This window comes from Verrucomicrobiia bacterium (genome assembly GCA_035765895.1).
Classification (GTDB): Bacteria; Verrucomicrobiota; Verrucomicrobiia; order Limisphaerales; family DSYF01; genus DSYF01.
The window spans coordinates 65,792-80,445 of the sequence record DASTWL010000033.1 but is presented as its reverse complement, the minus strand read 5'-3'; the positions used below and the strand labels follow the sequence as shown (position 1 = coordinate 80,445).

Here is a 14,654-nt window from a genome sequence, read left to right as displayed (position 1 = left end):
GCGCAGGGGTCAGCCGCCAGCCGTGCACGGGGTGTGTTTCCGCGGTCGCCTGCAACGGTGAGCAAATAAGCATTGGCAAGGCCCGCTGCTTGCGTATCGTTGCCCCACGTCGTTTTCGACAAAACCCTGATTGATTTTATGGCCAGAACTGAACGAGCAAAAATCCGGAATCGCGAAGAAGTTGCCGACATGCCTGCGTGGCTGAAGGAACAGCATTGCCCGAACAAGAAGAAATACATGGCGGGCAAGCGCATCCAGCCGAAGAATCTCACCGGCAAGGAAAAGCTGACCTACGTCATCGATGAATGCTTCCTCGCCTACAACTCGGCGCGCTTGAAGGAAGCCTGCCAGTTGTTCACGGAGAAGATGCTCGGCAATGACGTGACCATCGGCATGACGTTGACGGGTGCGCTCACGCCGGCGGGCCTCGGCTGTTCCAGCGTCATCCCGCTCATCAAGGCGGGCTTCGTGGACTGGATCGTTTCGACGGGCGCGAATCTGTATCACGACATGCACTTCGCGCTGAACTATCCAGTGCACACGGGCAGTTTCCGCTTCGACGACGTGGATCTCCGCAACAACGACCTCGTCCGCATTTACGACGTGGTGATCCCTTATTCCGACGGTTTGATGGCCACGGACGAATTGCTCCGCGACATGCTGATTCAGCCGGAATTCCAGAAGGAAATGGGCACGGCGGAACTGCACTACAAGCTCGGCAAGTATTGCGCCGAATGGGAACGCAAGCACAAGCTGAAGGACGTTTCCGTGCTTGCCGCCGCGTATCGCGCGGGCGTGCCGTGCTACACCAGCTCGCCCGGCGACTCCACCATCGGCATGAACTTTGCCGGCGTGGAACTGCGCGGCAACAAGCTGCGGGTGAATCCGTCCATCGACGTGAATGAAACGACCTCGTTCGTGCTCGCAGCCAAGCGCGCGGGTGGCAAGACGGGCGTGTTGCTCTGGGGCGGCGGCAGTCCGAAGAACTTCATGCTCCAGACCGAACCGCAAATCCAGGAAGTGCTCCGCATCAACGAAGTCGGCCAGGATTATTTCATCCAGGTCACCGACGCGCGGCCGGACACCGGCGGTCTTTCCGGCGCGACGCCGGGCGAAGCGGTCAGTTGGGGCAAGGTGGATCCGACCAAGCTGCCCGACGCGGTCGTTTGCTACACGGACACGACGATTGCCATGCCGTTGCTCACGCACTACGCGCTGGCCAAGCACAAGCCGCGCAAGCTGAAGCGCCTTTACGATCAGCGCGACAAGACCATGACGCTGCTCAAGAAGGAATACTTCAAGCACAACCAGGTGAAGATGCTCGACGGCAGCGATCCGGTGTTCTGAGCCGACAAGGAATTACGTTTCACGCGACGAGCCGGGAGGTTCCCGGCTCGTTTGCTTTTTGAAGTGCCGACAAGCTTGACACCTTGTTCACTTCCCCCGCTCATGGGAGCATGAACGTCACCCCTCTGGGTGAGGTGCGTTTTCCCTCTCCGATTTCACATGCTGTCAGTGATCGCGTCCGCGTGCCCTTTCACATCCTCCGTGACGCGGACGCTTCACCGGCCGGCGATCTGGAATTCGAACTGGCCGGTCCGCGCGCGAAGCTGTTTTTCGATCCGAAGCAGACGCGCGCGGGCATCGTGACCTGCGGCGGCTTGTGTCCGGGGCTGAACAATGTCATCCGGTCGGCATTTCTGGAGCTGCATCATCTTTACGGCGTCAAGGAAGTGCTGGGGTTTCGTGATGGATACCGCGGGCTCGACCCGGGGCACGGTCGGGAGCCCGTCGTGCTCACGCCGGAATTCGTCGAGGACATTCACAAGGAAGGCGGCACGGTGCTCAACACGTCGCGCGGTCCGGTGGATTGTGCGGTGGCCGTCGAGCATCTCATCCGGCGCGGGGTGAACATCCTGTTCACCGTGGGCGGCGATGGCACGCAGCGGGGTGCGGCGGATCTCTTTCGCGAGGCGCAGCGGCGCGGGCACGCGTTGTCCGTGGTGGGCATTCCCAAGACGATCGACAACGACGTGCCGTTCGTTTCGCGCACGTTCGGCTACCTGACCGCCGTCGAAGAGGCCGTGAAGGTGATTACCTGCGCGCACATGGAGGCGCACAGCGTTCAGAACGGCGTCAGCATCGTCAAGCTCATGGGACGTCACGCGGGGTTCATTGCCGCGAGCGCCACGGTGGCGAGCCAGGACGTGAATTTTTGTCTCGTGCCGGAAGTGCCGTTCACGCTGGAGGGCGAACGCGGTTTCCTGGCGGCGCTGAAGCAGCGCGTGTTGCGGCGCGCCCATGCTGTCATCGTCGTGGCGGAAGGCGCGGGGCAGGATTGGGTGGGCGCCAGCGGGGAACGCGACGCCTCCGGTAACGTGAAGTTGAGGGATAGCGGGCTGTTTCTTAAAGCGCGCGTGACGGAGTTCTTCGCGGCGGAGCGGATCCCGGTGACGGTGCGTTACCTGGACCCGAGCTACACCATTCGCAGCGTGCCGGCCGACGCGGAGGACGCCATCCTGTGCGACCAGTTCGCGCGCAACGCCGTGCATGCCGCGATGGCGGGCAAGACGGGCCTGGTGATTGGGCTGCTGCACGATCAGTTTATTCACGTGCCGATTGAATTGCTGGGCGCACATCGCAAACGGGTGGATCCGCACGGTCCGGAGTGGCGTTCGGTGCTGGCCACCACCGGCCAGCCGGCGCAGTTCCGTTGACGTGCGGCCGGCCCGTTTCGCTTTCTTGATTGAGAATTAACTTGTGCGCCCGCGGCAAAGACCCTAAAGCCGCGTCTGCATTTTTGTTTTGCCATGACGAAGACCCAGCTCCAAGCGCTCGCGAAGCAACACGGCACGCCGCTCGTGGTGATTGACCACGCCGAAATCCGCCGGAACCACGCCCTGTTCCGCAAACATCTGCCCAAGGTGCAATGCTACTTCGCCGTGAAGGCCAACGCCGAGCCGGCCATCATTCGCACGCTGTTCAAGGCGGGCGCGAGCTTCGATGTCGCGTCCTTGCCCGAGTTCATGCTGGTTTATGAGAACATCAAAAAGCTCCCGGCCAAGGCGCGGCAGGATTTCATCTGGGACAAGATCATCTACGCCAATCCGGTCAAGCCGCGCGAGACGCTGATCGCCCTCGACAAATACAAGCCGCTGGTGACGTTCGACAACCTGACCGAGCTGGAGAAGATCAAACAATTCGCGCCGCACGCGGGCGTGGTCGTGCGGCTGGCGGTGGCGAACACGGGTTCGCAGTGCGAACTCTCGAACAAGTTCGGCTGCTCGCCCGGCGAGGCGGTGGACTTGATCCTGGCCGCCTTCAAAATGGGTTTGGTGGTGGAAGGCATCAGCTTCCACGTCGGCAGCCAGTGCACCAACTTCCAGAACTTCGTCCAAGCGCTGAACATGGCCGCCGCCGTCATCAAGGAGGCGCGCGAACGCGGCGGGCACGAAATCAAGATTCTCGACATCGGCGGCGGTTTCCCCGCGCCCTACAATCCGCACGTGAAGCCGTTCGGCGAACTGGCGCGCGTCATCAACGCCGAGATTGACCGTTTGTTTGACAAGCACATCCAGATCATCGCCGAGCCGGGCCGCTTCCTTGTGGCGACGGCCGCCACGTCCATTGCACGCATCACCGGCAAGGCCGTGCGCGAAGGCAAGCGCTGTTATTACGTCAACGACAGCGTCTATCACACCTACAGCGGGATCATTTTCGATCACTGCCAGTATCCGCTGAAGGCGTTCAAGACGGGCAAGCCCGAGGTGTGCGCCGTGTTCGGCCAGACCTGCGACGGGCTGGATGTGATTTCGCAATCAGAGCTGCTGCCCAACCTCGAGGTCGATGACCTGGTTTACTCCGAGAACATCGGCGCCTACTCGAACGCCTCGGCCACCCACTTCAATGGCTTCCCGCCGGCCAGGGTCATCCACGTAAACGCATGAGGACCGGCGCGCAGACGTCTTGTAAATCGCCTTGACGCGCGCCCCAATTGGCCCCGGAACGGCCTGTTGAGGCGGCCAAGCCGGGCTTGCCAAGGAGAGGCCGTCCAGTCATGCTCAAACTGTATTCATTTCGAGGCGCGGGGAGCCCGCGCCTGATGTTTTAGAGCCATGAGCAACCAACCCGAGAACGACTTGTTCAACCTGGACAATCTGTTCGCACCCGCTTGGGCGAAAGAGCCGACTGAGGCCAATCGCTACGCAAAATACGAGGGGCGCGATGAAACCTCCGACCGCGGCGAACGCCGGGGCGGACGACCCGGCTTCGGCGGCCCACGCCGCGAGGGCGGCCCGCGGCCCCCGCGTGGCCCTGGCGGGGCGGGTGGACCGGGCGGACGGTTCGGTGGTCCACGTCCCGGCGGGGATCGCCGGCCAGCCGGGCGGGGTGGCTTCCGGCGGGACGACCGGGCGCCGCAGGGCGAGCGTCGCGAACGGCCCGAGCCGCAGCCGTTGCCCGAGGTGACGCTGGCGCTCGTGCCCGACGCGAACGGCGTGGATCTGCTCGCGCGCCAGATCAAGATGACCGGCCGCGCGTATCCGCTGTTCCAAATCGCGCTGATGATTCTGGAAAAGCCCGAGCGCCACGCCGCCACGTTCGCGGTGAAGAAAAATGCCGAGGGCCAGCCGGTTCAGCCGTTGTTCGGCTGCGCGCTCGACGAATCGCTCTGGCTCTCCGAGGACGACGTGGTCAAACACATTTTGAGCCAGCACCTCGCCACGTTTTACCAGGCCGAACGCACCCAGTCCGATCCGCCCAAGGGCAAATACACCTTCGTCGCGCAGTGCGGCATGAGCGGCGTCATCCTCGGCCCGCCCAACCACCACGACTATCAGAAGAAGCTCCAGGAACTCCACGCGCAACGTTTCCCGCGCCTGCCGTTCGACGCCTTCAAGGCGCGCGTGAAGATTGTGAAGGACGAGGCGGTCGTCGCGAAATGGATCGAAGACCAGAGCTGGAAGACCGAATACATCTGCCTGAACATCCCCGACGCGCCGAAGCTCGGATCCATGGAGGATGTGGAAAACCACTTTCGCGCCGTGCACGCGGCGAACATCGTGAAGCCGGTGGAGACCATCACGATCAGCGGCAAGACCTGCCGCAACCTGCGTTGCCCCGGCCTCGCGCGGCTCTACCGCATCGCGGTGGAGGATCAGCGGCGGTTCCCGTTGCAGATCGCCACCGTGTTGAGCCAGCAGTTTGCCCAGCACGGCCTGCAGTTCTTCAAGGTCAACAAGACCGTGACGCACGTCTGGGTGGCGCGCCCGAAGTATCTCGACCTCGAAACCACGCCGGTTTCGGATGGTGTGAGGCGGATTGTGGACTTCATCAACGCGCATGCCAAATGCACGCGGCGCGACCTCGTGGAGGCCCTCGCACCCACGCCCGCCGCGGCGACTCCCGCGCCCGCTCCGGATGCGTCCGCCGAGGGCGCGGCTCCCGCGGCGCAATCCGCCAAGCCCGAGCCGGCTCCGGAACCCACGCCGGAACAGACGGCAGTGGTGTCCGATTTGCACTGGCTCATCCACCAGGGGCACGTCATTGAGTTTGCGACGACGGGCTTTTTGGAAACGGCCAAGAAACCCGCGCCCAAGCCGCCGAAGCCGGCGAAGGCGGAAGCCAAGCCCGCCGGGACGACGCCCGCGCCGGCCGCCGCGGCGACGGTTGAAGCGAAGCCGGAGGATGCGGTTCCGACGCCGGCCGAAGCCCAGGCTGCGGGCGAAACCACCGCGCCTGTTGCAGAGCCGGCGGAACCGTTAGAACCGGCGGCCACCGCTGAACCGGTGGTGCCCGCCCCCGACCCGGCGCCGACGCAAAGTTGAGTGAGTTTATCCGCATGACGGCGGGGGCCATGGCTCCCGCCGTTTTGCTTTTGCTGAAACCTTTCCACGCCCGGCCCCGTCTTGGTTTTCGTAACATCGCGTGGGCGATCCGTCCATCGGCCGGCGCGCCCGCGCCAAACCCAAAGCATAGACATCCATGAAAGCAAAACAACTGATGGCCGTGGCGGCGCTGGCCGCGTTGATGGCCGTGAACGCATCCGCCCAGGACAATGCGAACAAGGCTGAACGGCGTCCGCGCGCGGGGGCCATCCGGCCCGGCGGCGGTCGCATCGCAGAGGAACTCGGCCTGAGCGCCGAGCAGAAGACGAAGTTTGAAGCCGTGATGAAAGACGCGGCGGAGAAGCGCAAGGCGCTGCGCGACGACACCAGCCTGACGCAGGAGCAACGGCGCGAAAAGGGCAAGGCCATCGCGGAAGACACGCAGAAAAAGGTCAAAGAGATTCTCACGCCGGACCAGCAGAAGAAGCTCGAGGACCTGCGCAAGGAACGGCGCGGTCACGGTCCGGCGAAGGAAAAGTCCGCCGCCGCCGCGAAGTAACGCCGCCGGTTGATTGTTTCAAAACGAAAGGCCGGATGGGTTGAACCCGTCCGGCCTTTTTGAATGCCGTCGCTGCTCAGTGGCCGCCGGCGGTTTTCACGCCGTGCAGCGATTCCGCGCCGCTGAACTTCGGCCACATCCAGCCGTATAAGGCCACGAATGCGAAGCAGAACAGCGGCACGATGAAGCCGCGCGACATGTCGTATTGATCGGCCACGTAGCCCATCAGCTTGGGCAGCACCGCACCGCCCATGATGGCCATGACAATGTAGGCGGACGCCTTTTTTGCCCGGACGCCCAGACCAAAAATGCCGAGCGCGAAAATCGTCGGAAACATGATGCTCATGAAGAAATAGCTCAGGAACACGCAGGTGACCGAGAGCCAGCCCAGTTTGAGGAAGACCAGCAGGCACATCAGCACGTTCATGATGCCGTAAATGCCGAGCACCTTGTGGGCGGAGAATTTCTTCAAGATGGCGGCCCCACTGAAGCGGCCGACGAGGAAGCAGAAGAAGCCCACCGAGGCGAGGTTGGCGGCGCCTTTGTCGCTGAGGATGACGACGCCGTTGGCATTTGTTTCAAACCAGCTCTTCAGCAGGTTGGCCGTGATGGATTCCGGAATCGCCGGCGTCTCCGCCGTCATGTAGTTGATGAAGAAACTGAAAATGCCCGCCTGCGCCGCGACGTAAAGGAATTGCGCCACCACGGCCGCCACGAAGTGGGGATGTTTCCAAATCGAATGCGACACATTGGGTGTGGTGTCATCGAGGTGATAATCGTCCTCCGTTTTGATGTCGGGGATGTAGGCGAAATAAAACACCACGGCGAGCACGAGCACCACCACGGCCACGATGACGTAAGGAATGTAAAGCGTTTCACTGCCGGTGCTGCGGCCCGTCACGGCGTCCTTGGAGTAAAAGAACATGCCGCCAATGATGGGGCCGAAGATCCAGCCCACGCCGTTGCAGGACTGCGCGAGATTGATGCGCGTGGCGGCGTAGCGCGTCGGCCCCAGCACCGTGGTGTAGGGATTCGCCACGGTTTCCAGAAAGGTCAACCCGGCGGCGATGGCACATACGCCGGCCAGGTAACCGACGAAGGCGGTCTTGGGGGACACGCTCCCGGCCTGGGCCAGCGCGTTGATGTGTGTGGCGGGCAGAAACCAGAAGCCGCCCACCGCGACGAGCAGCAGGCCCGCGATGATGCCGCCCTTGTAGCCGAGCCGGCTGGCCAGCATGCCGGCCGGCATGGCCATCAGGAAATACCCGAGGTAGTGCGCGAACTGCACCCAGGCGGATTGGGATTTGCTCAGGCCGAGCTCGGTTTGAAAGTGTTTGTCCATCACGTCAATCATCCCGTTGCAAACGCCCCACAGGAAGAACAGCGAGCTGACCAGCAAAAACGTGAACAGCAGGCTTTTCCCGTTCTCACCAACGAACATGCCTTGTTTTTTTTCACTCATAACATGTTGAAACACCGAATTGTTACCGCATTGGTTTGACCTGCGTGGCGCACTCTAAACCGCCACGGGCCGGCAGACGGTGCCGGCCGGTTCGATGCCAGCCGTCGGATGGACGGAGGGGTGGGATGTCATCGGATGCGCGGTAGGTAACGAATTGCGGACGCGAGCGTCAAGCGCAGGGTTCCAGCGGCATGCCAAACGTTGGTTCAATCCGCGGGGAGCCTGCTTTGGCGGTAACATTTCCAGGGGCGGATGCGTATGAATCGTGTATGAAACCTAAAATCCTGATTCTCACGTTGGCCGCCGTTCTCGGGGTGGGCGGCTGGTTCGTCGTCCATGCCGAGGTTCCGGCGCCAGGCGCGCGCCGCGCCCCGGGCGCGCTCCTGCAATGCGCCAAGGAACGCCTTGGCATTACCGACGTTCAGGCGGCGCGGATTCGTGCGGTGCTGAAGGAGGAGCGCGAAACGCTCGGACAACTTGCACACGCCTTGCACGATGGCCACGTCAAACTGAGCGCCGCTATTCAGAAGGACAACGCGACCGACGCTGACATCCGGGCCGCCGCCGCGGATCTGACCAGGGTCGAGGCGGACATGGCGGTTGAACGCCACCGGCTCTTTGGCAAATCAAACCCATCCTGACGCCCGAGCAACTGGACCAGCTGGCGAAGGTGCAGGAAAAAATCGACGACTTCGTCGATGGTGCGATTGGCAAATTTGCCGAAAAGCTGGTCGAATAAGCGGAGGCCTGTTGAGAGCGTGACGCCGGGCGGCGGAACGGCTTAATTGGCGCACCAACAGTGCATGACGATGCCGAATTGGTTCAGCGCATCCGCGATGGCGCGACCGACGAGTTCGCCGAACTGGTCCGCCGCCATCAGTCGCAGGTGCGGCGCATCGTCGGTCGCGACGAACTTGACGTTCACCTTTGCGACGACCTCGTGCAGGACACGTTTCTCAAGGCGTGGCGGGCGTTGGCCAGCTTTGATGCGCGGGCGCCCTTCGCGCACTGGTTGTCGCGCATCGCGGTGCGCCATCTGATCCAGCAGGCCGTGACGAATCCCGACCGTGTGCGCGACGTCATAGAACACCGGCTGGTCCGGCAGTTGGACCTGAGTGCGGCCCAGCGCGGGCAGGTGCATGCGATTCTGGTCGACACGCAAAAGGATCTGCATGCCCTGCGCGGCGAATTCCGGCCGCAGTTTGTCGCCATCATGAGCAACGCCGAACAGCGGGCGGGGGCGGTGCTGACCGATGAGCAGCGCGCGCGGTTTGCCGAGTTCCAGGCGGAGAACCGCCGGTTCTGGGAGCCGGGCGCCCGGCCCTGATCGGGGCTCGTTTTGGATTGAAAATTGCATTGAGCGGCGTGCCCGGGCGGCGTAATGTTCGCCCACCTTGCGCGGGTAGCTCAATTGGATAGAGCGTCGGCCTCCGAAGCCGAAGGTTGTGGGTTCGACCCCCGCCCCGCGCACCAGTCTTTGCTCCTTCTTGTCCGAGCGGAGACCGCCGCGCCACTTCGCGATTTTTGGAGGTGATTATGCAACTATTCAAAACCGAATGCCCTGTTTGCAACCACCGGATCGAAGGCGGTGAAATAATGGCCCAGGGCGTCAAGTGTCCGAGCTGCCAGACCGGATTTGTGCCCGCTAAGCTGCGACCGGTTTTGGCGGAGGAGAGACTCGACGCCTCATTTATGCCGCCCGCCCAGCAACCGCTCCGCGATCAATTGAAATCGCTCCGTTCCCACACAGCCTATCCGGAGATCCGCGATGCGATTGATATGATCAACATCATCGGCACGGTGCTGCTCTGCTGTAATTTAATCGGGTGGCTTATCTATCTGGCCGCCCGGACGAGCATGGAATCAATCATATTGGCGCTGATCTCCGGCGGGATTTTCATCGCCTGGGTGGCGCTCTACAAGCCGCTGGCCTCCCTGCTCGTCGATATTGCCGATGCCTGCATTGATGGTAGCCGCCGCCAGTAATTGCGATTTTGCTTCTTAACGGGCGGCGTTGTGATTCAACTGCCTACGGAACCTGGCGTTTTCTTCTCTCGCTTATCCAATTCATTTTTGGCGGGTGAATTGGAGGTTTTTGAGCCGGTTGCTCCTTAAAAGGCCATAACTTTTAATGGTTGTTGTGCTCTTCACCTGTTTTCGGTTCGTAAGCCTTTCTGCATTTGCCGCTGGTTCGGCTTCACAACATCGAAGTTGGATGTTCCTCCGCCTCCCGCTATAAACCCGGCGTGTTCGAACTGCTGAAAACCGATTCCACCTCGAAGGCGCGCCTCGGCCGGCTCACCACCGCGCATGGCGTCATCGAGACGCCCGTGTTCATGCCCGTCGGCACGCAGGCCAGCGTGAAGGCGATTGACCCGCGCGAGCTCGACGAGATGGGCACGCAGATCATCCTCGGCAACACCTACCATCTCAACATCCGCCCCGGCATGGAGATCATCCGCGCCGCCGGCGGCCTGCACCGGTTCATGAACTGGCCCAAGCCGATCCTGACCGACAGCGGCGGCTTCCAGGTCTTCAGCCTCGGTTCCATCCGCAAGGTGAAGGCGCACGGCGTGGAATTCCGCTCGCACCTCGACGGCTCGCTGTTGTTCCTCGGGCCGAAGGAATCCATGGAGATTCAACGCATCCTCGGTTCGGACATCGCGATGGTGTTTGACGAATGTCCGCCGCACGACGCGCCGGCGAAGGAGATGAAGGCCGCCGTCGAGCGGACCCTCCGCTGGGCCCGGGAATGTCGCGAGCAACCGCGCGCGGAAGGGCAGCACGTGTTCGGCATCGTGCAAGGCGGCAGCGACGCGCACCTCCGCGAACATTGCGCGAAGGAAATCACGAAGCTTGGCTTCGATGGTTACGCCATCGGCGGCGTGAGCGTGGGCGAGCCCGAGCCCGAAATGATGAAGGCCATTGAACTCGCCGAGCCGTTTCTGCCGGCTGAAAAGGCGCGTTATGCGATGGGCCTCGGCACCCCGGCGCAGTTGGTCGAGATTGTGGCGCGCGGCGTGGACATGTTCGACTGCGTGCTGCCGACCCGCGTGGCGCGCAACGGCACGGTGTTCACCTACAAGGGCGCCTACGTGCTCAAGGGCGGGCAATACAAGGCCGACTTCCGGCCCATCGAGGAAGGCTGCGACTGTTTCGCGTGCCAGCGCTTCACCCGCGCCTACCTGCGGCATTTGTTCAACGTGGGCGAAATTCTTGGCGCGCGCATGTTGAGCGTCCACAACTCGCACATGTTTCTCCGCGTGATGCGCGACATCCGTGCGCATCTGGCGGCGGGCACATTCAGTGAATTCCGCCGCGAGTTCATCGCGAACTACGTGCCCTCACGACGCGTGCTCGCGGCGCGCCTTACGGAGCGTTGAGATAAGTCCGGCTGCTTCCCTTGACAGCCCGGGGTTCGCGCCTATCTTCCGCTTACTTTGATGCACACTGAATCTTCATTGGGGACCACCGACGAGCCTGGCTCGTGTCCGCCGCGCCAGCAGGCGCTGAAGGAATTCAAGTCCGCGGGACGCGGGTTCTGGGCCAATGTTTCCGAGTCCGACTGGAACGACTGGCACTGGCAGCTCAAGCATCGCATTTCGACGCCGGAGCAGTTGAGCCGGCTGATGCCCACGCTGACGCCGGAGGAACTGGCCGGCGCCCAGCTGGCGAATCACAAGCTCGCCCTGGCCATCACGCCCTATTTCTTCAACCTGATCGATCCCGCGGACGAAAATTGTCCCATCCGGCGCCAGATGATTCCGCGCGTTGAGGAAACCCACACCGCGCCGTGGGAAATGACGGACCCCTGCGGCGAGGATGCGCACTCGCCGGTGCCCGGGCTTGTGCATCGTTATCCGGACCGCGTGTTGTTTCTGGTGACGGACCGGTGCGCGGCATATTGCCGTTACTGCACGCGCTCGCGCCTGGTCAGCAACGCCACCGGCTATGATTTCCATCCCGAGTTCGACAAGCAGATTGCCTACATCCGGTCGCACCCCGAAGTGCGCGACGTGCTGCTGAGTGGCGGCGATCCGCTGCTGTTCAGTGACGAGAAGCTGGAGCACCTGCTGGCGCAGTTGCGGGCCATCCCGCATGTGGAATTTATCCGCATTGGCACCCGCATTCCCATCTTTCTACCCCAGCGCATCACGCCGGAACTGTGCGCGCGGCTGAAGAAGTATCATCCGCTGTTCATCAGCATTCATTCAAACCATCCGCGCGAATTGACGACGGAAGTGCGCGACGCGCTGGGCCGGCTGGCCGATGCCGGCATTCCGCTCGGGAACCAGTCCGTGCTGCTGCGCCACGTGAACGACGACCCGGTCACCGCCAAGGCGCACGTGCAAAAGCTGCTCATGTGTCGCGTGCGGCCGTATTACCTCTACCAGTGCGACCTCATCGCGGGCTCGGCGCATCTGCGGGCGAGCGTGCGGCGCGGGCTGGAGATCATGGAGCAGTTGCGCGGGCACACGACCGGTTATGCGGTGCCGCAATACGTGATCGATGCACCGGGTGGCGGCGGCAAGGTGCCGGTGGCGCCGGAATACGTGCTGAGCCGCAACAACGACCGCGTGGTGATCCGCAATTACGAGGGCAAAATCTTCGAATACCCCGAGGCGCACGACGGCACGCCGCTGTTCAAGGCGCCGCGCAGTGTCGAAGAGCCGGAGCTGGCCTGACGTGCGATTCAACGCGCGTCGCGCGACGGCTGGCCGCACAAGGTTTTCCCCCGGAGTCAAATTGGGATTAAAAAGGGGTGGAAAACCCACCCCACCTTGTGAAACATTGCGTTCATGAGTCAGACGGATTCGGACACAGCCCTGGTGGTTCCCGTGCAGGAAGTGCAGCAGGGCTGGCATGACCTGAAGTTGCGGGTCGAACAGTTGGAAGCCGAAGGCACCGTGCTGGAGGCGGAGAACAAGGAGCTGCGCCAATTGCTGGAACGCGCCATCGAGCACCGCCAGAAGTCCCACACCGAACTCATCAATCTGCTCTCCGGCCTCGTCAGCAAACTTCCCATCAACGACATCGGCGTCGTTGTGGCCCGCCTGATGGAACACAACGCGCACGTCGCCGAAGTGTGCGCCGCGCTGGTCAAGGGCAAGGTGGAGGCGCACCAGCTGCAGCCCGCGGTGCTGCGGATGCTGGACCAGACCAAGCGCGACCTGCGGGCGGCCATCAAGCCGGAGGTGGAGGAATTGATCCGGCTCGATTCGCCCTATGAATCCGGCCTGCTGCGTTCGTTGCTGGAGGATCCCGAACTGTTTTTCACGCCGGCCTTCGTCCGCACGAACCGCGGCTTTGTCAAAGGCCAGGTGACACGCGAGCGCATCGTGCGGCAATACGGCGAGGCGGCGTTGATCTTCTTCACCGACGTCACCACGGACCCCAAGCTGAACCCGCGGCCGAAGCCCGAGGACATCATGCTGGTGTTCAGCAACAATTTTGAAGCCGCCTTCCAGCAAAATCCCGATTTGATCCCTGACAAGCGTCCGCAGTTGCTGGGGCTGTTCCACCGCGTGCAGCGCAGCAAGGCCGCCACTGACGAGGCGCGCGCGCAGAAAAACGCCTTCCTGCGGCTGTCGTTCGTGCTCGAGGTGCTGCATTACTATGAGCACCAGAACACCGAGGCGCCCGACGTGGTGTTCGCCCAGCGCCTGCCCGCCGTGATTGAGCAACTGGCCCTCTCCGGTCCGCAGGATGGTTTGGACGAGAAACAGGTGGCGCAGGCCGAGACGTTGCTGAACTTCATCATCAACCCGGACCACCGGCTTTCCGTCATCAACAACATGGGCAAGGGTGGCGGCCTTGCCAAATCAGCCAAATTCGTGCTGCGCCTGCGCTCGGAAAAATCGCCGACCGAGAATCCGTCCGTCATGCACGAGGTCGTGCCGGAATTCATCAAGCACCTCGTGTCGCCGGCCCCGAAGAAACCCGAGGAACAAAAGGCGTTGACCGCGCTGCTGCGGTTCCTCACGCCGGAAATGCAACGCGTGATCGTCAAGGGCATCATGACCTCCGACCGCCTGGGCAAGGAGGAATCCGAGGCCCTGAGCCTGGCGCTCGCCAGGGATTTGGGTCTGAGCAAGCTCGAAGCCACGATGAAGGCCCAGACGACCGTGCCGCCCGAGGTGGAACGCCAGATGGCGTGGGGCAAGGTCAAGGACCTCATTGTCAACCGGGCGGACCCGACGGCGATTGCCGCCGCGATCCGCGAACGGCTGCACGCGAAGTATGATTCCGACGAGGTCAAGCAAAGCTGGCTGATGCTCACCGAGGCGGATGCCATCTCGCTGATCCGGACGTTCTGCCAGTTGCCGTATCTGCCGGACGGGCGGACGGATTCGATCGCCCAGCCCGTGCTGGAATCCTACGTCGTGCGGCTCATGCACGAAAAATACGCGGCGACCTACACCAAGGTGGTGAACAGCCTGAAGAACATGTTCAAAGCCAAGCCCGACAGCGCGACGCTGCTCAATTTCATTTCGCTGGTCCGCTGGGTGGATGCCGCCGCTGCCGACAAGCTGAGCGCCGACATCGGCATGCATGCGCATGTGCACTAAACAGGTGACCACTTTCGTGGTCGGGTCGGGGGCCTGAAGATGGCAGTGTCGCGCGCGTGGGGCCTCAGGGGCTGACGCCGTTCATTCCCAAGGCGGAGACCAGCGCGAACACCGCGCGGGGGTTGTATGCAAATAGCCGGTTTCACTACGCCGCGGCGAAGGATGTTTACCAGTGTCCGGCGGGGAATGAACTGACGTATCGGTTCAGCACGTTTGAACTGGGACGGGAGTTGAAGCGA

At 62.5% G+C, this 14,654-nt stretch carries 12 protein-coding genes and 1 tRNA gene; 12 read left to right on the top strand and 1 reads right to left on the bottom strand.

Going from position 1 to position 14,654, the window contains the following annotated elements; all coding sequences use genetic code 11:
• Positions 1-189 precede the first annotated feature (189 nt).
• The 5 genes from speY (at position 190) to VFV96_06800 (ending at position 6,384) form a co-directional block, all read left to right on the top strand.
• Positions 190-1,347: a deoxyhypusine synthase gene (gene speY / locus VFV96_06820; protein HEU5070107.1), complete on the top strand. Its 1,158-nt coding sequence runs from the start codon at positions 190-192 to the stop codon at positions 1,345-1,347.
• Between the two features lie 110 nt (positions 1,348-1,457).
• Positions 1,458-2,717: an ATP-dependent 6-phosphofructokinase gene (locus VFV96_06815; protein ID HEU5070106.1), complete on the top strand. Its 1,260-nt coding sequence runs from the start codon at positions 1,458-1,460 to the stop codon at positions 2,715-2,717.
• 93 nt (positions 2,718-2,810) lie between these two features.
• Positions 2,811-3,947: a type III PLP-dependent enzyme gene (locus tag VFV96_06810; protein HEU5070105.1), complete on the top strand. Its 1,137-nt coding sequence runs from the start codon at positions 2,811-2,813 to the stop codon at positions 3,945-3,947.
• Positions 3,948-4,115: 168 nt separating this feature from the next.
• Entirely contained in the window at positions 4,116-5,825 is a 1,710-nt protein-coding gene (locus VFV96_06805; protein ID HEU5070104.1) for a hypothetical protein, read from the top strand.
• 157 nt (positions 5,826-5,982) lie between these two features.
• Positions 5,983-6,384: a hypothetical protein gene (locus VFV96_06800; GenBank protein ID HEU5070103.1), complete on the top strand. Its 402-nt coding sequence runs from the start codon at positions 5,983-5,985 to the stop codon at positions 6,382-6,384.
• 76 nt (positions 6,385-6,460) lie between these two features.
• On the opposite strand, the gene VFV96_06795 is transcribed toward VFV96_06800, so the two are convergent.
• Positions 6,461-7,846, bottom strand: coding sequence for an MFS transporter (locus VFV96_06795; protein HEU5070102.1), 1,386 nt, complete (start codon positions 7,844-7,846; stop codon positions 6,461-6,463).
• A 269-nt stretch (positions 7,847-8,115) separates the two neighbouring features.
• On the opposite strand from VFV96_06795, the gene VFV96_06790 reads away from it, so the two are divergent.
• The 7 genes from VFV96_06790 to VFV96_06760 all read left to right on the top strand — a co-directional run bounded on the left by VFV96_06790 (position 8,116) and on the right by VFV96_06760 (position 14,415).
• Positions 8,116-8,487 carry a periplasmic heavy metal sensor gene (locus VFV96_06790; GenBank protein ID HEU5070101.1) on the top strand — a complete coding sequence of 124 codons (372 nt, stop codon included), beginning with the start codon at positions 8,116-8,118 and terminating at the stop codon, positions 8,485-8,487.
• Positions 8,488-8,645: 158 nt separating this feature from the next.
• Positions 8,646-9,173, top strand: a complete 528-nt coding sequence (locus VFV96_06785; protein ID HEU5070100.1) for a sigma factor — start codon at positions 8,646-8,648, stop codon at positions 9,171-9,173.
• A gap of 69 nt (positions 9,174-9,242) precedes the next feature.
• Positions 9,243-9,319, top strand: a tRNA-Arg gene (locus VFV96_06780).
• A gap of 63 nt (positions 9,320-9,382) precedes the next feature.
• A complete protein-coding gene (locus VFV96_06775; GenBank protein ID HEU5070099.1) occupies positions 9,383-9,832 on the top strand; it encodes a hypothetical protein in 450 nt (149 codons plus the stop codon).
• 260 nt (positions 9,833-10,092) lie between these two features.
• A complete protein-coding gene (gene tgt, locus VFV96_06770; GenBank protein HEU5070098.1) occupies positions 10,093-11,229 on the top strand; it encodes a tRNA guanosine(34) transglycosylase Tgt in 1,137 nt (378 codons plus the stop codon).
• A gap of 60 nt (positions 11,230-11,289) precedes the next feature.
• Entirely contained in the window at positions 11,290-12,531 is a 1,242-nt protein-coding gene (locus VFV96_06765; protein HEU5070097.1) for a KamA family radical SAM protein, read from the top strand.
• A gap of 114 nt (positions 12,532-12,645) precedes the next feature.
• Positions 12,646-14,415 carry a hypothetical protein gene (locus tag VFV96_06760; protein ID HEU5070096.1) on the top strand — a complete coding sequence of 590 codons (1,770 nt, stop codon included), beginning with the start codon at positions 12,646-12,648 and terminating at the stop codon, positions 14,413-14,415.
• Positions 14,416-14,654 lie beyond the last annotated feature (239 nt).

Excerpts from the sequence above, each read along its gene's own strand:
- VFV96_06810 (HEU5070105.1), top strand. The coding sequence starts at position 2,811 with ATGACGAAGACCCAGCTCCAAGCGCTCGCGAAGCAACACGGCACGCCG.
- VFV96_06760 (HEU5070096.1), top strand. The coding sequence starts at position 12,646 with ATGAGTCAGACGGATTCGGACACAGCCCTGGTGGTTCCCGTGCAGGAA.
- VFV96_06795 (HEU5070102.1), bottom strand. The coding sequence starts at position 7,846 with ATGAGTGAAAAAAAACAAGGCATGTTCGTTGGTGAGAACGGGAAAAGC.
- VFV96_06805 (HEU5070104.1), top strand. The coding sequence starts at position 4,116 with ATGAGCAACCAACCCGAGAACGACTTGTTCAACCTGGACAATCTGTTC.
- VFV96_06815 (HEU5070106.1), top strand. The coding sequence starts at position 1,458 with ATGAACGTCACCCCTCTGGGTGAGGTGCGTTTTCCCTCTCCGATTTCA.
- VFV96_06790 (HEU5070101.1), top strand. The coding sequence starts at position 8,116 with ATGAAACCTAAAATCCTGATTCTCACGTTGGCCGCCGTTCTCGGGGTG.
- speY (HEU5070107.1), top strand. The coding sequence starts at position 190 with ATGCCTGCGTGGCTGAAGGAACAGCATTGCCCGAACAAGAAGAAATAC.
- VFV96_06765 (HEU5070097.1), top strand. The coding sequence starts at position 11,290 with ATGCACACTGAATCTTCATTGGGGACCACCGACGAGCCTGGCTCGTGT.
- VFV96_06775 (HEU5070099.1), top strand. The coding sequence starts at position 9,383 with ATGCAACTATTCAAAACCGAATGCCCTGTTTGCAACCACCGGATCGAA.
- VFV96_06800 (HEU5070103.1), top strand. The coding sequence starts at position 5,983 with ATGAAAGCAAAACAACTGATGGCCGTGGCGGCGCTGGCCGCGTTGATG.